The organism is Pseudomonas sp. BF-R-30 (assembly GCF_019956175.1).
Lineage (GTDB): Bacteria > Pseudomonadota > Gammaproteobacteria > Pseudomonadales > Pseudomonadaceae > Aquipseudomonas > Aquipseudomonas jessenii.
On sequence record NZ_JAHBDE010000020.1, the window covers coordinates 51,958 to 71,384 of the forward strand.

Here is a 19,427-nt window from a genome sequence, read left to right on the forward strand (position 1 = left end):
ATGCTGCCATTCTGGATCGCCCTGCAATTTCTCAGCAGTCTGCCGATTCGCCTGCCCGGAATGCCTGAGCCCCGGGAACTGGGGCGGTCGTTGCTGTTTTATCCGCTGGTGGGATTACTCTTTGGCGCGATTCTGTGGGCGGTTAACTGGCTGCTGCTGGGCACGCCGACGTTGCTGCACGCGGCGTTGTTGCTGAGCCTTTGGGTGCTGCTCAGCGGCGGCTTGCACCTCGATGGCCTGGCGGACAGCGCCGATGCCTGGCTCGGTGGTTTTGGCGACCGTGAGCGCACGCTGACCATCATGAAAGACCCGCGCAGCGGGCCGATCGCCGTGGTGACGCTGGTGCTGGTGTTGTTGCTTAAATTCACCGCACTGCTGGCGTTGATCGAGCAGCCGCATTCGCTGGCCTTGATCATCGTGCCGTTGATCGGTCGCAGCGCATTGCTCGGCTTGTTCCTGACTACGCCCTATGTGCGTGCCGGTGGCCTGGGCCAGGCATTGGCCGATCATCTTCCGCGTTCGCCGGGCAAGCAGGTGTTGGCGGTCAGCGCATTGGCTTGTGTGTTGATCGCCGGCGTCAGTGGAGCGCTGGCGGTGGTGTTGGCGGCGCTGGGGTTTGTCTGGCTGCGCCAGGTGATGTTGCGGCGCCTGGGGGGCACGACAGGGGACACGGCGGGCGCGATGCTGGAGTTGCTGGAAGTTGCAGTGCTGGTAGGCTTGGCGTTGGCCTGATCGGGTTGTGTTGAATGTTCCGGCTTCTTCGCGGGCAAGCCCGCTCCCACATTGGAATGCGATCAACTGTGGGAGCGAGCTTGCTCGCGATGGCGATCTACAGGACACCGCCCAATCACTGAACAAACCCCATGCCACTTGATTTAACCGACTCGCGGGTATATACACGCACCATGCTCGATTCCCAATGTTTATGCATCAACCTGCGTCGCGCCGCCCGTGGCGTCAGCAGGCACTACGACGGCGCTCTCGACGGCTTCGGGATCAACGTTGCGCAGTATTCTTTGCTGTGCAATCTGCAGCGTCTGGATCAGCCGAGCATCTCGACCCTGGCCGAGGCCATGGGCCTGGACCGCAGCACCCTGGGGCGCAATTTGCGGGTGCTGGAGGGTGATGGCCTGGTGACGCTGGTCGAGGGCGAGGACATGCGCAATCGCATCGTCCTGCTGACCGAGGCCGGGGCAGAGCGTCTCAAGGCGGCCTTGCCAGCCTGGGAAGCCGCACAGCAACGCATGATCGATCGCCTGGGCGCCGAGAAGCGTGAAACCTTATTGAAGCTGCTGGACGAACTGGCATGATGCCGGTTTTTTCGATCTTAAGCGGGTATATACCCGCTATTGGAGAACAACAATGACATCGATGTGGCGTACTTGCGGCTGGGTTCTGTTGGGGAGTGCGCTGATCCTTGCGTTGTCTCTGGGGGTTCGCCATGGCTTCGGGCTGTTTCTGGCGCCGATGAGCGCCGAGTTCGGTTGGGGCCGTGAAGTCTTTGCCTTCGCCATCGCCCTGCAAAACCTGATCTGGGGCCTCGCCCAGCCATTCACCGGTGCCCTGGCCGACCGCTTCGGCGCAGCGAAAGTGGTGCTGATCGGTGGCGTCCTGTACGCGGCCGGGCTGATTTGCATGGGGCTCTCCGACTCGGCGATGACCCTGTCCCTGAGCGCCGGCCTGCTGATCGGCATCGGACTGTCGGGTACGTCGTTCTCGGTGATCCTGGGGGTGGTCGGCCGCGCGGTGCCACCGGAAAAACGCAGCATGGGCATGGGGATCGCGAGTGCGGCCGGTTCGTTCGGCCAGTTCGCGATGTTGCCCGGCACGCTCGGTTTGATCGGATGGCTTGGCTGGTCCGCGGCGCTGCTGGCGCTGGGCTTGCTGGTGGCGTTGATCGTGCCGCTGGTTGGCATGCTCAAGGACAAGCCGCTGCCCGTCCTGGGCCACGAACAGACCCTTGGCGAAGCGCTGCGCGAAGCCTGCTCCCATTCCGGCTTCTGGTTGCTGGCGTTCGGCTTTTTCGTGTGCGGATTCCAGGTGGTGTTCATCGGTGTGCACCTGCCGGCCTATCTGGTGGATCAACACCTTCCGGCGACGGTCGGCACCACGGTGCTGGCACTGATCGGCCTGTTCAACATCTTCGGCACCTATACCGCGGGATGGCTCGGCGGGCGCATGTCCAAGCCGCGTTTACTCACCGGGTTGTACTTGCTGCGGGCGGTGGTCATTGCGTTGTTCCTGTGGGCACCGGTGACCACCACCACGGCTTATCTGTTCGGCATGGCCATGGGTTTTTTGTGGCTGTCGACGGTGCCATTGACCAACGGTACGGTGGCGACCTTGTTTGGTGTGCGAAACCTGTCCATGCTCGGCGGGATTGTTTTCCTGTTTCACCAACTCGGTTCGTTCCTGGGCGGCTGGTTGGGTGGCGTGGTGTATGACCGAACCGGGAGTTATGACTTGATCTGGCAAGTGGCGATTCTCTTGAGCCTGTTGGCCGCTGCCCTCAACTGGCCGGTGCGTGAGCGGCCGGTAGAGCGTCTGCAATCACAAATGAGTGCGATATGAACAACCTTTGGCCACGGATCGCTGTAGCCGCCGTCTGCGCCTTATTGCTGGCGTTGTCGTGGTGGGGCTGGCATCAGGGCGGGCTGGCGCTGATGCAGTTGGGCATGGGTGCTTGCTAGCGAGCGGCGAGGGCGAGTAACGTCGCTTTTGACGAATTATCAAGGGTGCACCGACATGCTGATGCGCTGGATTGCAGTTCCCGCGTTGCTGGTGGCGTTTACCGGGCTGGCCTACGCGGCCGAGTGCCCGGAGCTGTTGCAAGGATCACTGCAAAAGCTGCGCGCCAAGGAATCCATCGATTTGTGCCAGCGCTTCGCCGGTAAACCGTTGGTGGTGGTCAATACCGCAAGCTTCTGTGGCTTTGCTCCGCAGTTCAAAGGCCTTGAGGCGCTGAACCAGCGCTTCAAGGATCAAGGGCTGGAGGTAATTGGCGTTCCGTCCAATGACTTCAAGCAGGAGTCGAAGGATGGCGCCGAGACTGCCAAGGTCTGCTACGTCAACTATGGTGTGACCTTCACCATGACCGAGCCGCAAAGGGTTCGCGGCGACGATGCGACGCACTTGTTCAAGGTCCTCGCCAGTCAAAGCAGCGCGCCGAAGTGGAATTTCTACAAGTATGTGGTGGACCGCCAAGGCAAGGTGGTCGCCAATTTCTCCAGCCTGACCAAGCCGGACGATCCCGAGTTCATTGCGGCGGTGGAAAAGGCCCTGGCTTCGCCACCACTTGTTTCGACCCCCTGACCTGTAGGAGCGAGCTTGCTCGCGAAAACCTCAAGGCGTCTCGTAAATCCTGAAAGTACGCGTCATCGTTCGCGTTCATCGCCAGCAGGCTCGTTCCTACAAATGAAAAGCCCCGCCTCCGTGAGGAGAGCGGGGCTTTTTTGATTCCGATGGCGAGCGGTTCAGGCTCGCCGGGAATCATCAGAAGCGGTAGGTCGCACCGAGACCGAAGCCGTTCGCGTAGTTGTCATACTTGGCGTTGTAGGTCTGGCCATGGTCGTCGCCGTTGACCTTCACCGACTCCTCGCGCAGGTACGAGTACGCCAGGTCGATGGTCAGGTCGTCGGTTGGGCTCCAGCCGGCGCCCACGCTGAAAATCGTGCGATCGCCAGTCGGGATGCGTGGGGAACGGTCGACGTTGTTGGTCGGTGCCTGGTCAACGGACAGGCCGGTACGCAGTACCCATTGCTTGTTCAACTGGTAGGACGCGCCGATGGCGTGAGCCCAGGTATCGTGCCAGTTCTGTTCTTCGGTGATGGTGCCGAACTGGCCGTTCAGAACCGCCGGAACACCTGTGTTTTCAACGGTGATTTCTTTCAGGCGGCTCCAGCGGGTCCAGGTGCTGCCTGCGTAAAGAGTCCACTTGTCGTCGAGCTGGTGAGTGACCGAAAAGTCCACCGATTCAGGCGTGGTCACATCCAGCGAAGCGTCGTATTTCTGGCTCGGGTTCTGGCCGACCAGACCCAGCAGGTTGTAGTTGACCTTGGTGTCACCCTCGAGCTTGTACTTCACTTTCGAGTGGTAGGTCAGGCCGACACGGGTGCTGTCGGTGGCTTGGACCAGCACGCCGATGTTGTAGCCCAGGGCGGTGTCGTCACCCTTGATCTTGACATGACCATCGGGCAAATTCGTTAAGGTCGGCAAGGCCGTTATGTTCGATTCCAGGCTGCCGTCGATGCGGTTGATGGTCGGGCCGAAACCGATGGAAACCTTGTCGTTGAAGGCGTAGCTGACAGTCGGTTGCACGGTGACGATCTTGACTTCGCTCTTGCTGCCGAAGTAACGACCCTCAAAGCCGTTTTCGTAGTCGGTTACCAGGCCGAACGGGGCGTATATGCCAATACCGAAGGCCCAATGGTCGTCGATTGGCTTGACGTAGTAACCCATGGGCACGGCGATGAACGGAACCATGTCGCCGTCATTGCTGCCACGATTGTTCGGGGAGGAGCTTGCGTGGCTGATGTCAGTGTGTGCGTCGATCATCGCAACACCGCCGGTGACTTGTTCGCGCTTGATGCGCGACATGCCGGCAGGGTTGCCAAAAATGGTGGATGCGTCGTCGGCAGAGGAAGATCGCCCGGCAAAACCTGACCCCATCCCGCTGATGCTTTGTTCGTTGAGGGCAAAGCCACTTGCAAAGATCTGGGTGGATGCCATGGCAACGGCGAGACTAATGGTGGTTTTGAGCATTACTTTTTTCATTATTAGAACTCCTGGTGATCACCGGGGCGAAAATTACCAACATTTTCGTCCCGGCGCCATAGGCTGTATGCCTTGATTTAGAGCGGTTTTGTAGGACAATCCGACCAAAATCGCGGCGTGTTGAGCGATCTTTGGATCCAGGTGTGTCAGCAGGCTACCTGATTCAACGGTGAAACACAGGTTTGCCAGGCGCAGGTGAAATCACGCAGACGTCCCTGGGGCTGAAATGTCTGGCGCCAGATTCTGGCCATACCCAGCAAATCATCAGGGGCGGGGAGGGGGGTGTTCTGTTCTTCCACCAGCAGCCAGGCGATGGCAGTGGCGTAACGCAGGTTGACGGTCAACTCGAGGTGCGGGCCACTCAGGAACGCATGCTGACTGGCCAGGCCGCGGACCAGGCTCGCACGCTCCGGATCAAGGGCCAGGTAATGGTCCCAAAGGGCCTGGTGACGGGGCTCGGCGATACGGTAGAGGCCGTGCCCACGGCGGTCATGCAGGGCGGAACCAAGGGCGGACTGGCTGGCGGCAATGCCCAACAGCAGGGATTCGGCCGTAGCGCTATGGCGTCCGAGGTAGATCAAGGTCGGACGAATCACATAACGGCACAGTTCGCTGGCAGCGATACCCATAAAACCCTCGAAACCTGAAATGGACGGCGATACCTGAAGGGGGGGGCTTGGCAGCAGTGAATCGACTCAGGCTCGCCGCAAGCGGGTCAAGCCGCTTGAGTTGAAGTGTAGTGTCATATTCGCGCTGTAAAGGCCTGTTTTTAAAATATTTCCAGCGATCAGTTATAACCGTTATATCGGATCGTGCTTAGTCGTGATTCGAGGAAAGGGAAATATCGGGCAATAAAAAGCCCCGCTTTTCGGGCAGGGCTTTTGGGTTTTTCAGCCTTTCTGGCGTTTCAGGCAACCAGTGCCTGACGGGTACGCTCGATCACGGCCTGCAGCGGCTCGGCGCTGGAGTATTGATCGGGGTACAGGCGTTCGCTGTGACGAGCGATGCCGTGTTCGTTGACCAGGGTGAAGCTGAAGCAGCCTTTGCGAGCGGCCATGATCAGGCAGTTCATTGGTGCAAAAGCGTTGGTTAGGGTGCGAATGGCATCCTGAGTCTGGATTTGAGTAGACATTATTGGGTGTTCCTACAAATGACACGGATAAGAACCGTGCAACGTTAAAACGTTCCAGTAACGTCGATCACCATTGATCGAACGAAGAACCCGACTGGAACAAAGCAGCCAGTTTGAAGCGCTGATAAGTTGGCGCGCTTGGGCTGGCAGGTAGGTACTTAGGAGGGCAGGCAACACATCGAGGGCAAAGGTTCTGGGCCCGGGGTGAAGATCCTGATCAATTTGCAGGTTGGTTCGAGCAGAGTAGGCAGGCGGAGCAACATCCTTTGCTTTCGATTCAAAGGTTGTGTTGGCGCAAGATTTACCTGGAAACCATCGAGGTGGTCGATCCCGCTTGTTCGGTGGAGGCTTCCGTCGGGAAGGCTGACCGGGGGGATTTGTTCGACCAGAATTGACTTTCAGCTTGGTACTAACGCCGCGGATACTAACGGATTGAACTGGCCAATGGAAGTGTGGTAGCGAAAAAAGTTTCCTGGCCGGTGCCTGATCGGGCTGTTTTGTCTTGTGGTGGCGCGCAAAAAGCTGCAAAGCCTGGGATTCATGCGCCCTGTTTCGGGACAAAATCCGACCATCGGTCATCGACGTCTGTAGCAGCGCAGCCGTCTGGGCACCGGGTTTGCCAGGGCTTATCCCCAGGCATGACAAAAAAATGCGCCGAAAAAGTGCATGGATATAACCATCGCAAAGGCACTTGTGCACATTAGTTGCGTGGTCTGTCACCTCGCTGTCATCTCACGTTCAAGCGTAATGGCTGCCTGTAACCAAAATTTAAGTCAATGAAAAACATCGCTTTTTTTTACTGGTGAAAAAATCGTCAGTTTGACTGCGAGCCCCATTCCACAGGGCTTTGAGCGAGTTCAAGGGCGGTTGTCCACTGAGTTATCCACAGCTTCTGTGGATTGTCCCGAGCGCTTGCTCTAGGACGGGCGTGCCGGGATATTTTCAGCTTTACCTGTAAGAAAAAGAGAGTAAAGTTGCGCGCCTTCTGATCTGCCCCACAGTGCTTTATGAAGTTTCGCTCAGCCCCTGTTTCCTCTTCCTCCACACCGCCCCCTGTTGCCCCTACCAAGCGCTTTTCCATGCGCGTGGCGGAGTGGCTGTTGGACAGTCCGCATCTGGGCGAAAACCGTAACGTCAAACACATCGCCGGACGTTTGCTCAAGCAACCGGCCCGTGAAGGCGTGGTGGCTGCGCAAAGTCGCCTTGGCCAGTTGATGTGCCGCGAATGCGGGAATGCCCGGGACCGCCGGATCGGTCAGGACCTGCTGCGTCAGGCCGCTCGGGCAGGCGATCACCGCGCTCAACAGGAACTGGGGCTGATCGAAGACTGAGCTGTCCAAGACCGGACGCCTTGGTTAACCTTCAAGCTTTATCCGAATGGCAGGAGTGGCTATGGCAATGGACTTGACCAGCGTATTGCTGGGGCTGGCAGCGGCTGCGTTGCCGTTGCTGGTATTGGCCTGGCAACTTCAGCGTCGGGCCAGCACCACGCAAGCCGATGTCGCGCTGCTGCAAGAACGCCTGGCCATGGCGCAACTGGCGCAGGACGGATTGAATGCACAACTCGAATCCAGCCGCGATGAAGCGGCTGATCTGACCCAGGCCAACGCCGCCAAACAGGCCGATCTGGCTGCGCTGCGTCGTGAAGTCGAATTGCTGCAGATCGAGCGCGACGACGCTCGGGACGCCGCCCATGCGTGGAATATCGAACGCGCCGGCAAAGAAGCCGAATTGCGCCGTCTGGATGCCCAGGCCGCGTCGCTCAATGCCGAATTGCGCGAGCAACAGGACAGCCATCAGCAACGCCTCAACGACCTGCAAGGTTCGCGAGACGAGTTGCGCGCGCAGTTTGCCGAGCTGGCGGGGAAAATTTTCGATGAGCGCGAGCAGCGTTTTGCCGAAACCAGCCAGCAGCGCCTGGGGCAGTTGCTCGATCCACTCAAGGAACGCATCCAGTCCTTCGAAAAACGTGTCGAGGAAAGCTATCAGAACGAGGCCCGTGAGCGTTTCTCCCTGGCCAAGGAGCTGGAGCGCTTGCAACAGCTGAATTTGCGCTTGAGCGATGAAGCCACCAACCTGACCCGCGCCTTGAAAGGGCAGAAGACCCAGGGCAATTGGGGCGAGCTGATTCTTGAGCGCGTGCTCGAGCATGCGGGGCTGGAGAAGGGCCGCGAGTACCAGACTCAGGTTAATCTCAAGGGGCCGGACGGCGAGCGCTTCCAGCCGGACGTGATCATTTATCTGCCGGGCGACAAGCAGGTGGTGGTCGACTCCAAGGTCAGCCTGACGGCCTATCAGCAATACGTCGCGGCTGAAGACGAGGCCATCGGCCAGATCGCCATCAAGCAGCACGTCCTGTCGTTGCGCAATCACGTCAAAGGCCTGGCCGGCAAGGATTACAAGCGCCTCGATGGCTTGCACAGCCTGGATTTCGTGTTGCTCTTCGTGCCGATCGAGGCGGCGTTTTCTGCCGCGTTGCAGGCTGAGCCGACGCTGTTTCAGGAGGCATTCGACCGCAATATCGTGATCGTCAGCCCCACCACGTTGCTGGCGACCCTGCGCGTCATCGACAGCCTTTGGAAGCAGGAGCGCCAGAGCCAGAATGCCCGGGAAATCGCCGAGCGGGCCGGGTGGCTGTACGACAAGTTCGTGCTGTTCATCCAGGATCTGGACGAGGTCGGCAATCGCCTGCAGCAACTGGACAAGGCCTACAGTTCGGCACGCAACAAGCTGACAGAGGGGCGCGGCAACCTGGTCAGTCGCAGTGAACAACTCAAGCTGCTGGGCGCGCGGGCGAGCAAGAGTCTGCCGGCGGACTTGCTGGAGCGGGCGATGACCGATGTGGATGGGCTGGTCGAGTTACCGGAGTAGCCCCGGGTGAGCGTGGACCTTGTGGCGAGGGGGCTTGCCCCCGTTCGGCTGCGCAGCAGTCGTCAGTCCGGCAACGCGTTTTATCTGAAGAGGCTCATTGAATGGTTTGGGGCCGCTACGCAGCCCAACGGGGGGCGAGCCCCCTCGCCACAGGAGGCTGTGTTGAACCTCGTTACAACGGTATGTACCTGCTCAACAACGCCCGCAACGCCGCCGGTTTCACCGGTTTGGCCAAGTAATCCAGCCCCGCGGCATGCACCAGGTCGACCGTCTCCGGCCGGCCATCGGCGCTGATCACCACGCCAGGGACCGGCTCGCCCATTTGCGTGCGCAACCAGGCCATCAAATCGGTTCCGGTCTCGCCATGATCGAGGTGGTAGTCCACCAGCGCCAATTGCGGGCGCATGCCTTCGCCCAGCAACGCGGCGCATTCCTCGCGATTGCGCGCGGTCCAGACCTGGCAACCCCAGCGGCTGAGCAGGCTGTTCATGCCGATCAGGATGCTGTCTTCATTGTCGATACACAGCACCTGCGCGCCATTGAGCAATTTGCCATTGAGCTCGGCGACCTTGACCGGCGCTGCGGTTTGCGCCCGGGCCAGCGGCACACTGACGCTGAACACGCTACCGCGTCCCGGCCAGGAGCGTACGCGCAAGGTATGACCGAGCACGCGACATAGCCCGTCGGCAATCGCCAGCCCCAGACCGAGGCCTTTTTCGGCCCGTGTCTGGTGGCTGTCGAGGCGCTTGAACTCTTCGAAAATCACCTGCAGTTTATCTTCCGGAATACCTGGCCCGCGGTCCCAGACTTCCAGGCACAGTTGATCCTTGTGCCGGCGAACCCCCAGTAATACCGGCCCTTTGCCGTAGCGGAAAGCGTTGGTCAGGAAGTTCTGCAAAATCCGTCGCAGCAACTTGATGTCGCTGTCGACCCGTAACGTGCTTGCGCGAACCCGGAACTCCAGTTTTTGCTCTCGCGCCAGCACCTTGAACTCTGTACCGAGGGTATCGAACAGATCGTTGAGGGCGAATGGCTGGCGATTCGGGTTGATCTTGCCGTTTTCCAGGCGGGAAATGTCCAGCAAGTCGCTGATCAAGTCCTCGGCCGAGCGCAGCGAGCTGTCCAGGTGTTCGACCAGTTTCTGCGCTTCGCCGGACAAACCATCTTCCTGATGGGAGAGGGCGGCGGAGAACAGCCGCGCCGCGTTCAACGGTTGCATCAAGTCATGGCTGACGGCCGCGAGGAAACGGGTCTTGGACTGGTTGGCCGCCTCGGCGGTGCCTTTGGCTTCGGTCAGGGCAACGTTGAGCTGCGACAATTCGTGGGTCCGTTCGGTGACCCGTTGCTCCAGGCCTTCGTTGGCTTCGGTCAGCGCCTGTTCGGCTTCGCGGAACGCGGTGATGTCGGTGAAACTCATGACGAAGCCGCCGCCGGGCATCGGGTTGCCGATCAGTTCGATCACCCGGCCATTGGGGAACATCCGCTCGGAAGTATGCGCGCGGCCCTGACGCATCCAGTGCAGGCGGCGGGCAACGTGCACTTCGGCTTCGCCGGGGCCGCACAATCCGCGTTCGGCGTTGTAGCGAATGATGTCGGCAATGGGGCGGCCGATACTGATCAGGCCGTCCGGGTAATTGAACAGTTCAAGATAGCGACGGTTCCAGGCCACCAGTTTCAACGACTGGTCGACCACGCTGATGCCCTGGGTGATGTTCTCGATGGCGCCTTGCAGCAAGGCGCGGTTGAATTGCAGCACCTCCGAGGCTTCATCGGCGATGCGCACGACGTCCTCCAGTTGCATCTCCCGACCTTCAATGGCGGCTTTTACCACCGCGCGGGTCGAAGAGGCACCCAGCACACCGGCCAGCAAGCGTTCGGTGTGGGAGATCCATTCACTGTCGGCGTTCTGGTTCGGGTTGAAGCCCTTGCCCTGGCGATAGGCAAAACGGATGAAGCTTTGACGGGCGCGTTCTTCGCCGACGAAGCGCGCCGCCAGTTGCAGCAGGTCATTGATCTGCACTGCCAGCATCGAGCGTGCGCTGGGGCGGGCGCTGATTTCCTGGCCGATGAAGCGGCCTGCCTGCCAGTGCTCGGAAACCCGGGTGCGGGACAGCACCGAGACCCAGGCGAACAATGTGAAGTTGCCTGCCAGCGACAGCACCACGCCCTGGGTCAGCGGGGTGATCGGCAGGTTCAGTGGATTGCTGTGCAACCAGGCCAGCCCCGGGAACGTGTTCAAGGACAGGCCGAGGCTGAGGGCGGCAATCGGCAGGATCAAGGTGTAGAACCACAGGAAGGTGCCTGCGGCGAGGCCAGCGAAAACGCCGCGGCGGTTGGCCTGTTTCCAGTACAGGGCACCGAGCATGGCGGGGGCCAGCTGGGTCACGGCAGCGAAGGCGATCTGGCCGATTGTCGCCAGGCTGGCGGTCGAGCCCAGCAGGCGATAACTGACATAGGCCAGCAGCAGAATGACCACGATGCTGACGCGGCGCACCGACAGCATCCACTGGCGGAACACTTCGAACGGGCGCTCGGCGTTGTTGCGACGCAGCAGCCAAGGCAGCAGCATGTCGTTGGACACCATGGTCGACAGCGCCACGCTGGCCACGATCACCATGCCGGTGGCGGCCGATGCACCACCGATAAACGCCAGCAGGGCCAACGCCGGATGCGCCTGGGCCAGGGGCAGGCTGATGACGAACGAGTCCGGCAACACCGAGCTGGGCAGCATCATCTGGCCGGCCAGGGCGATCGGCACGACAAACAAGGCGGCGAGGGCGAGGTAGGCCGGGAATACCCACTTGGCCAGGCGCAGATCCTGGGGATCGATGTTCTCGACAACGGTCACGTGGAACTGCCGTGGCAGGCAAATGATTGCCATCATCGCCACACCGGTCTGCACCACCATCGACGGCCAGTTGATGGTTTCTTTCCAGTACTGTTCAAGGCGCGGCGCAAGCATGGCCTGGTCGAACAGGTCGTCGAAACCGTCGTACAGGCCGTAGGTCACGAAGGCGCCGACGGCGAGAAACGCGAACAGCTTCACCAATGATTCGAAGGCGATGGCCAGCACCATGCCGCGGTGGTGCTCCGTGGCGTCGAGGTTGCGGGTACCGAAGACGATGGTGAACAGCGCCAGCACCAGCGACACAATCAGAGCGGTGTCCTGGGCGCGGGTGCCCATGGCGTCGGCACCGGCGCCGATCAGCAGGTTCACGCCGAGCACGATGCCTTTGAGCTGCAGCGCAATGTAGGGCAACACACCGACCAGGCAAATCAGCGCCACCACCACCGCCAGTGACTGGGATTTGCCATAGCGTGCGGCGATGAAGTCGGCGATCGAGGTGATGTTCTCCTGTTTGCTGATCATCACCATTTTTTGCAGGACCCACGGCGCGCCGACCAGCAACAGGATCGGCCCGAGGTAGATCGGCAGGAACGACCAGAGCTGTTCGGCGGCCTGGCCCACGGCGCCGAAAAAGGTCCAGCTGGTGCAGTAGACCGCCAGCGACAGGCTATACACCCACGCTCGCACACGCGGCGGCAAGGGCGCGCTGCGACGGTCGCCATAGAAGGCGATGGCGAACAGGATGGCCATATAGGCCAGGGCGACGACGGCAATCAGCCCGGTGGACAGCGACATGGGGACTCCAGACAAAAGACATCCGGACCTCCCGCCCGGACAGACAGTCTCGCACGACCGCCAGCGTTAGTCAGTGTCGACCAAGGTCGTGGCGTGGCGGGGTGTCGCAGGTTGATTCTCAGTGTCTGGACTGGCCCCTTCGCGAGCAAGCCCGCTCCCACAGTTGATCGCGTTTTTCCTGAAGGAAACCGCTCGAATGTGGGAGCGGGCTTGCTCGCGAAGGGCGGTATTACGGAATCAACGCGATTTCGATCAAACGATGCAGTTCTTCAAGCTCCAATGGCGCCTCGGCAAACAGGATGCGAAACACCGTCGGCGCGGCGATCAGATTGATCAACCGATCGACACTGGGCCTGGGCTCATCCGGATAGCGATCCAGAATCGTCTGCAATTGCCCGCCAATGATGGTCGCGCAATAACTCGGCTTAAGTGCCGCCTGCACGTCGCACAGCATGTTGCGGCCGGGTTCGGAGCTCATCTCGTCCAGGTACTGCTCCGCCCAGGCCCGCACGTCGCCGTGAAGGCTGCCGGTGTTGGCCGGCTCGTTGTCGGGCTGCATGCGGGCGAGGGCGACGTCTGCCAGCAGCGCCGACACATCGCCCCAGCGTCGATAGATGGTGGACGGCGTGACGCCCGCGCGCGCTGCAATTTGCGGCACCGTCACGCTGGCGCGATCCTGCTCCTCAAGGAGTTGACGCACGGCCGAATGAATCGACTCTTGCACCCGGGCGCTGCGGCCGCCGGGGCGTAATGTGGGAACTGTCATCCTGTGTTTCCTGTATTGCACCGGGTCTTGCGGCTGGCACCCGGTCCTGAAAGCCATGCATCGGACCTTAACACAAAGAATTTGCTTTAAGAGGGATCCAGTAGCACACTCCGCAAAAGCAAAAAATTAGCTTTTGCGGAGTGTGTCGATGCCCGGTTCTCATTCAAATCGTGCCAGCCTGTGGTTTCTGGCCGTTACCTTGCTCAGCTTCCTGGCGGCCTCCACTGCGCCGACGCCGCTGTATCACCTGTATCAGGAGCAGATGCAGTTTTCGGCAGCGACCTTGACCCTGATTTTCGGCGTGTACGCCCTCAGCCTGTTGGCGGCCTTGCTGACGGTCGGCTCGTTGTCGGATTACCTGGGGCGCAAACCGGTGATCTTTACGGCGGTGATGCTGAACATCCTGGCGATGTTGCTGTTTATCCATGCCGACAGCGTCGCCTGGCTGATCAGTGCCCGGGTGCTGCAGGGGTTCGCCACCGGCATGGCAACCGCGGTTCTGAGTGCAACGCTGCTCGACACCGACCGCGAGCAGGGGCCGCTGGTCAACAGCGTCGCGCCTTTACTCGGGATGGCTCTGGGGGCGCTGGGTTGTGGTGTGTTGGCCGAGTTTGCCCCCGCGCCGCTGCATTTGACCTTCTGGCTGCTGCTGGCCCTGTTCGCGATGCAGGCCGTGTATGTCTGGCGATTGCGGGAAAGCGTCTCGCGCCAGCCTGGTGTGTGGGCCTCATTGCGACCGACCCTGCATGTGCCGGCTCAGGCACGTTCCACTTTGTGGCGGGTGTTGCCGCTCAACACGGCGGTCTGGGCGCTCGGCGGTTTTTACGCGTCGCTGGCACCTTCGCTGGTGCGCACGGCGACTGGCTCGACCTCGAATCTGATTGGCGGGGCGACCGTCGCCGCCTTGACGGTGACTGGCGCCCTGATGATTTACACCCTGCGCAATCAGGCTGTGACCAAGGCGCTGCAACTGGGCGCCTGTTCGCTGCCGGCGGGAGTCGCCCTGATTCTACTGGGCGTGCACAGCGCCAGTCTGCCGCTGTTTTTCCTCGGCACGCTGGTCGCCGGTTGCGGTTTCGGCGCCGGTTTCCTCGGGGCGGTGCGTAGTCTGGTGCCGCAGGCCTTGCCCCATGAGCGCGCCGGGTTGATGTCGGCATATTATGCGCTGAGTTATCTGGCGTTCTGCCTCCCGGCGCTACTGGCCGGGAACCTGGAGCGGACTTTTGGTCTGGTGGCAACGACCGATGGTTATGGTGCGATGCTGATTGTGCTGGCTCTCAGCGCAATGGCGAGTCTACTGCGATCACGTTCGGCCAGGGTCTGCGAGGCCAACCGGTAGGAACGGCTCGGATATTGGTGATCGAATCGGAAGGGAGTGTCTGACGCTATATAAGTGATATCGATAAGATATAGAGATATTACACGTTATATAGATATTCTATTCGGATCTAACATGGGCTCTACCTCACGAGAGGACAGGAGTTCGCCATGACATGCGCCAATAGCATCAAGCCCGGAATCAAACCTTTCAGTCATTTGCAGCATCCCCGCGAGGTGATCCGCCAGTTCACCCCCAACTGGTTCGCGGCCACCATGGGCACCGGTGTGCTGGCGTTGGCACTGGCGCAGTTGCCGGTTGCCACACCTGCCTTGCACGCCTTTGCCGAAGCCCTCTGGCTGTTCAATATCGCTCTGTTCCTGCTGTTTACGGCGGTATACACGGCGCGTTGGGTGCTGTTTTTCGACGAGGCGCGGCGGATTTTCGGCCATTCCACTGTTTCGATGTTTTTCGGCACCATCCCCATGGGGCTGGCGACTATCATCAATGGCTTCCTGGTGTTTGGCCTGCCGCGCTGGGGCGACGGTGTGATTCACCTCGCCGAGGTGCTGTGGTGGCTGGATGTGGCCATGTCGCTGGCCTGTGGCGTGCTGATTCCCTACATGATGTTCACCCGCCAGGAGCACAGCATTGACCAGATGACAGCGGTCTGGCTGTTACCGGTGGTCGCGGCAGAAGTGGCGGCCGCCAGCGGGGGCCTGTTGGCGCCGCATTTGGCCGACGCTCATTCGCAACTGATAGTGCTGGTGACCAGCTATGTGCTCTGGGCGTTTTCCCTGCCGGTGGCCTTCAGCATCCTGACCATTCTGTTGCTGCGCATGGCCCTGCATAAACTGCCCCACGAAAACATGGCCGCCTCGAGCTGGCTGGCCCTTGGCCCGATCGGCACCGGTGCCCTGGGCATGCTGGTACTGGGCGGCGATGCACCGCTGATTTTCGCGGCCAACGGTATGCCGGGAGTCGGTGAGATTGCCGCAGGACTGGGTCTGGTGGCCGGCATCACCCTGTGGGGCTTCGGCCTGTGGTGGATGCTGATGGCGTTGCTGATCACCGTGCGCTACCTGCGTGCCGGCATTCCCTTCAATCTTGGCTGGTGGGGCTTCACTTTCCCGCTGGGCGTCTATTCTCTAGCGACGTTGAAACTGGCCAGTACCTTGAACCTGATGTTCTTCAGTGTGTTTGGCTGCGTGCTGGTGGCGTTGCTGGCGGTGATGTGGCTGATCGTCGGCAAGCGCACGGTGCTGGGCGCCTGGCGTGGCGAGCTGTTTGTCTCGCCGTGCATTGCCGGATTGAAGAAATAACCGGCAAAGATTAGGTAAGGTGTGGCCTGGATCGACGTTCGATACTCCAATTACTGTATCCAGGCCATTCTTTACCCGATCTCCAGCCACAATCCAGGGACACATGGAAGATGAGTCACCCCTCACAGTTCACCTTGCTGCGCACCCGGCGCTTCCTGCCGTTCTTCATCACCCAGTCCCTCGGGGCGTTCAACGACAACGTGTTCAAGCAGTCGTTGATCCTGGCCATTCTGTACAAGCTGACCATCGAAGGTGACCGCTCTGTCTGGGTCAATCTGTGTGCGCTGCTGTTTATCCTGCCGTTTTTCCTGTTTTCGGCCCTGGCCGGGCAATTCGGGGAAAAGTTCGCCAAGGACGCGTTGATCCGCCTGATCAAGCTTGGGGAAATCGCCATCATGGCGGTCGGCGCCGTCGGCTTCATGTTCGATCACCTGTCGTTGATGCTGCTGGCGCTGTTCGCCATGGGCACCCATTCGGCGCTGTTCGGGCCGGTGAAGTACTCGATCCTGCCGCAGGCCCTGCGGGAAGATGAACTGGTAGGCGGCAACGGCCTGGTGGAAATGGGCACCTTCCTGGCGATCCTGGCCGGTACCATTGGCGCCGGGGTCATGATGTCTTCGGCGCATTACGCGCCGGTGGTGTCCGCGGCGATCATCGGCATTGCGGTGCTCGGCTACCTGGCCAGCCGCAGCATTCCCCGGGCGGCAGCGGCCACGCCGCAAATGCGCCTGAACTGGAACATTTTCAGCCAGTCCTGGGCCACGTTGAAGCTGGGCCTGGGGCAAACGCCGGCGGTGTCACGCTCGATTGTCGGCAACTCGTGGTTCTGGTTTGTCGGGGCGATTTACCTGACGCAGATCCCGGCCTATGCCAAGGAATGGATGCACGGTGACGAAACCGTTGTGACGCTGATTCTGACGGTGTTCTCGGTCGGTATCGCATTGGGTTCGATGCTGTGCGAGAAACTCTCCGGGCGCAAAGTCGAGATTGGTCTGGTGCCGTTCGGATCGTTCGGCCTGACCGTTTTCGGCCTGCTGCTGTGGTGGCATTCCGGCTCAATACCGGAAAGCGCCGCCGGCCATGGCTGGATCGAGATCCTCGGTTTTGGTCACGCCTGGCTGGTGTTGCTCGACATCCTCGGCCTGGGTGTCTTCGGCGGTTTCTACATCGTGCCGCTTTACGCGCTGATCCAGTCGCGTACCGCCGAGAACGAGCGGGCGCGGGTGATTGCCGCCAACAACATCCTCAACGCATTGTTCATGGTGGTGTCGGCGATTGTCTCGATCGTCTTGCTGAGTGTGGCCAAGCTGTCGATCCCGCAGCTGTTCCTGGTGGTGTCGTTGCTGAACATCGGCGTCAACGCCTACATCTTCAAGATCGTCCCCGAGTTCACCATGCGTTTCATGATCTGGCTGCTCAGCCATTCCATGTACCGCGTGGAACATCGCAATCTGGATTTGATTCCCGATGAAGGCGCGGCGTTGCTGGTGTGCAATCACGTGTCATTCGTCGACGCCTTGCTGATTGGCGGCGCGGTACGTCGGCCGATTCGCTTTGTCATGTACTACAAGATCTACAACCTGCCGGTGCTGAACTTCATCTTCCGTACCGCGGGGACGATTCCGATTGCCGGGCGCCAGGAAGACATCCAGATATATGAACAAGCCTTCACGCGCATTGCCCGGTATCTGAAGGACGGTGAGCTGGTGTGCATTTTCCCCGAGGGTAAATTGACCGCCGATGGCGAGATCAACGAGTTCAAGGGCGGCTTGACGCGGATTCTCGAAGAGACCCCGGTGCCGGTGATTCCGTTGGCTTTGCAGGGGTTGTGGGGGAGTTTCTTCAGCCGCGATCCGGGTAAAGGGCTGTTTCGCCGGTTGTGGTCGCGGGTGACATTGGTGGCAGGGCCGGCGGTGGCGGTTGAGGTGGCGGAGCCGGTCAAGTTGCAGGCATTGGTGGGGGATTTGCGTGGGGCCGTAAGATAATCGGTGATTCTACCGGCCTCTTCGCGAGCAAGCCCGCTCCCACATTTGATCTCAGTCGTACACAAACTTTGTGTTCACTGAAGATCCCATGTGGGAGCGGGCTTGCTCGCGAAGGCAATAGTGGCCTAGGCGCTGACCTTCAGGCCAACGAGCCCGGAAATGATCAACGCCACACTCGCCAACCGCACCAGCGCCATGGACTCGCCAAACAGAATGATCCCGGCGATCACCGTGCCCACGGCGCCGACACCGGTCCAGATCGCATAGGCCGTACCCAGCGGCAATTCCTTCATTGCAAGGCCGAGCAAGCCAAGGCTGATAGCCATGGCCGCAACGGTCAGCACAGTGGGGAGCGGGCGGGTGAAGCCGTCGGTGTACTTGAGGCCGACGGCCCAGCCCACTTCGAACAGGCCGGCGAAAAACAGAATGATCCAGGACATGAAGACCTCCATCGTCTGACGGGGTCGTCCCCTGATTAATGACTCGATCGAGCCGCGAGGTCGTCCTCGCGTTGCGCAGTATAGTGCCCAGCATTAACCCGGGGATCAAGTTTTCAACTCAGTTACTGGCCTGTTGCGCCGCCATTTCCCGATCCTGTTTCTCGCTCATGCGGCGGAAATACGTCGAAAGCAATGCCCCGGAAATGTTGTGCCACACGCTGAACAAGGCGCTCGGCACCGCCGCCAGTGGCGAGAAGTGTGCACTCGCCAATGCGGCACCCAATCCGGAGTTCTGCATGCCGACTTCCAGGGCCAGGGACTTGCGCTGGGCCAGAGGCAGCTTGAACAGGCGCCCGGTGAAGTAGCCCAGCAGGTAGCCGAAGCTGTTGTGCAGCATGACCACGGCCATGATCAACAGACCGGACTCTGCGATCTTCGCCTGGCTGGCGGCGACGACTGCGGTGACGATGATCACGATGCTGACCACCGACACCAGCGGCAACACGTCCACGGCATGGCGAACCTTGTCGCCGAGCACCCGTTGGGCAACCACGCCCAGCACGATCGGTAACAGCACCACTTGCAGGATCGACCAGAACAACTCCATGAACGACACCGGCAACCAGGCCGAGGCCAGCAGCCAGATCAGGGCTGGGGTCAGCAGCGGGGCGAGAAGGGTGGTGACGGCGGCGATGGCCACCGACAGCGCCAGGTCGCCACGGGCCAGCCAGGTCATCACGTTCGACGAGGTACCGCTTGGGCAGCAGCCGACCAGAATCACGCCGACGGCGATTTCCGGCGGCAAGTGGAACACCTGGCAGAGCAACCACGCCACGCCCGGCATGATCACGAAATGGGCAACCACGCCCAGGGCCACGCGCCAGGGATGGCGAGCGACTTCGGCGAAGTCTTCGAGTTTGAGGGTCAGGCCCATGCCGAACATCACCAGCCCCAGCAAAGGCACGATGGCGCCTTTGAGGCCGATGAACCATGCCGGCTGCAGAAACGCCACGACAGCGAAAATCAGTACCCAGTAAGCGAAGGTGTTGCCGACAAAACGACTTAATGCAGCCAGTGCGCGCATGGCCTGATCCTTTTTATTAAGTTGCACCACAAAACCAAATGTGGGAGCGGGCTTGCTCGCGAAAGCGGAGTGTCAGTCGACATAGATACCTGT

The 19,427-nt window shown here is 60.5% G+C and carries 17 protein-coding genes; 10 read left to right on the forward strand and 7 right to left on the reverse strand.

Annotation, left to right across the window (positions count from 1 at the left end; translation table 11 throughout):
- The 5 genes from KGB20_RS12285 to KGB20_RS12300 all read left to right on the forward strand — a co-directional run bounded on the left by KGB20_RS12285 (window position 1) and on the right by KGB20_RS12300 (window position 3,312).
- Entirely contained in the window at window positions 1-732 is a 732-nt protein-coding gene (locus tag KGB20_RS12285) for an adenosylcobinamide-GDP ribazoletransferase (RefSeq protein ID WP_154860729.1), read from the forward strand.
- Window positions 733-905: 173 nt separating this feature from the next.
- A complete protein-coding gene (locus tag KGB20_RS12290; protein ID WP_154860820.1) occupies window positions 906-1,310 on the forward strand; it encodes a MarR family winged helix-turn-helix transcriptional regulator in 405 nt (134 codons plus the stop codon).
- Window positions 1,311-1,362: 52 nt separating this feature from the next.
- Window positions 1,363-2,571: an MFS transporter gene (locus KGB20_RS12295; RefSeq protein ID WP_057715797.1), complete on the forward strand. Its 1,209-nt coding sequence runs from the start codon at window positions 1,363-1,365 to the stop codon at window positions 2,569-2,571.
- Window positions 2,568-2,690, forward strand: coding sequence for a hypothetical protein (locus KGB20_RS29025; RefSeq protein ID WP_008051054.1), 123 nt, complete (start codon window positions 2,568-2,570; stop codon window positions 2,688-2,690). The genes KGB20_RS12295 and KGB20_RS29025 overlap by 4 nt, the downstream gene beginning before the upstream one ends.
- A gap of 55 nt (window positions 2,691-2,745) precedes the next feature.
- Window positions 2,746-3,312, forward strand: a complete 567-nt coding sequence (locus tag KGB20_RS12300) for a glutathione peroxidase (RefSeq protein WP_090453930.1) — start codon at window positions 2,746-2,748, stop codon at window positions 3,310-3,312.
- A gap of 180 nt (window positions 3,313-3,492) precedes the next feature.
- Here KGB20_RS12300 and KGB20_RS12305 read toward each other — a convergent pair whose 3' ends face one another.
- From KGB20_RS12305 to KGB20_RS12315, 3 genes are all read right to left on the reverse strand, one after another.
- Window positions 3,493-4,773 (reverse strand): OmpP1/FadL family transporter, encoded by a 1,281-nt coding sequence (locus KGB20_RS12305; protein ID WP_057715795.1) that lies wholly within the window; start codon window positions 4,771-4,773, stop codon window positions 3,493-3,495.
- A gap of 146 nt (window positions 4,774-4,919) precedes the next feature.
- The gene (locus KGB20_RS12310; protein WP_007984504.1) at window positions 4,920-5,402 is read right to left on the reverse strand and encodes a hypothetical protein; all 483 of its coding nucleotides are present in this window, start codon (window positions 5,400-5,402) and stop codon (window positions 4,920-4,922) included.
- A gap of 278 nt (window positions 5,403-5,680) precedes the next feature.
- Window positions 5,681-5,905 (reverse strand): hypothetical protein, encoded by a 225-nt coding sequence (locus KGB20_RS12315; RefSeq protein WP_008051046.1) that lies wholly within the window; start codon window positions 5,903-5,905, stop codon window positions 5,681-5,683.
- A 1,007-nt stretch (window positions 5,906-6,912) separates the two neighbouring features.
- Between KGB20_RS12315 and KGB20_RS12320 the strand changes: the two genes are divergently transcribed.
- The gene (locus KGB20_RS12320; RefSeq protein ID WP_090453933.1) at window positions 6,913-7,236 is read left to right on the forward strand and encodes a hypothetical protein; all 324 of its coding nucleotides are present in this window, start codon (window positions 6,913-6,915) and stop codon (window positions 7,234-7,236) included.
- Window positions 7,237-7,411: 175 nt separating this feature from the next.
- Window positions 7,412-8,776, forward strand: coding sequence for a DNA recombination protein RmuC (gene rmuC / locus KGB20_RS12325; protein WP_162252406.1), 1,365 nt, complete (start codon window positions 7,412-7,414; stop codon window positions 8,774-8,776).
- A gap of 172 nt (window positions 8,777-8,948) precedes the next feature.
- Here the strand turns inward: rmuC and KGB20_RS12330 are convergent, their stop codons facing one another.
- Window positions 8,949-12,419 (reverse strand): PAS domain-containing hybrid sensor histidine kinase/response regulator, encoded by a 3,471-nt coding sequence (locus KGB20_RS12330; protein ID WP_150814134.1) that lies wholly within the window; start codon window positions 12,417-12,419, stop codon window positions 8,949-8,951.
- Window positions 12,420-12,648: 229 nt separating this feature from the next.
- Window positions 12,649-13,185: a TetR/AcrR family transcriptional regulator gene (locus KGB20_RS12335; protein WP_150814133.1), complete on the reverse strand. Its 537-nt coding sequence runs from the start codon at window positions 13,183-13,185 to the stop codon at window positions 12,649-12,651.
- A gap of 148 nt (window positions 13,186-13,333) precedes the next feature.
- On the opposite strand from KGB20_RS12335, the gene KGB20_RS12340 reads away from it, so the two are divergent.
- The 3 genes from KGB20_RS12340 (at window position 13,334) to KGB20_RS12350 (ending at window position 17,810) form a co-directional block, all read left to right on the forward strand.
- Window positions 13,334-14,524, forward strand: coding sequence for an MFS transporter (locus KGB20_RS12340; RefSeq protein ID WP_223532355.1), 1,191 nt, complete (start codon window positions 13,334-13,336; stop codon window positions 14,522-14,524).
- Between the two features lie 149 nt (window positions 14,525-14,673).
- Complete coding sequence (locus tag KGB20_RS12345) at window positions 14,674-15,825, forward strand: TDT family transporter (RefSeq protein ID WP_223532357.1); 1,152 nt, start codon at window positions 14,674-14,676, stop codon at window positions 15,823-15,825.
- A gap of 110 nt (window positions 15,826-15,935) precedes the next feature.
- Entirely contained in the window at window positions 15,936-17,810 is a 1,875-nt protein-coding gene (locus tag KGB20_RS12350) for an MFS transporter (RefSeq protein WP_150814130.1), read from the forward strand.
- Between the two features lie 125 nt (window positions 17,811-17,935).
- Here the strand turns inward: KGB20_RS12350 and sugE are convergent, their stop codons facing one another.
- Window positions 17,936-18,250: a quaternary ammonium compound efflux SMR transporter SugE gene (gene sugE / locus KGB20_RS12355; RefSeq protein WP_007977599.1), complete on the reverse strand. Its 315-nt coding sequence runs from the start codon at window positions 18,248-18,250 to the stop codon at window positions 17,936-17,938.
- A gap of 118 nt (window positions 18,251-18,368) precedes the next feature.
- The gene (locus tag KGB20_RS12360; protein WP_150814129.1) at window positions 18,369-19,334 is read right to left on the reverse strand and encodes a bile acid:sodium symporter family protein; all 966 of its coding nucleotides are present in this window, start codon (window positions 19,332-19,334) and stop codon (window positions 18,369-18,371) included.
- Between the last annotated feature and the right edge of the window lie 93 nt (window positions 19,335-19,427).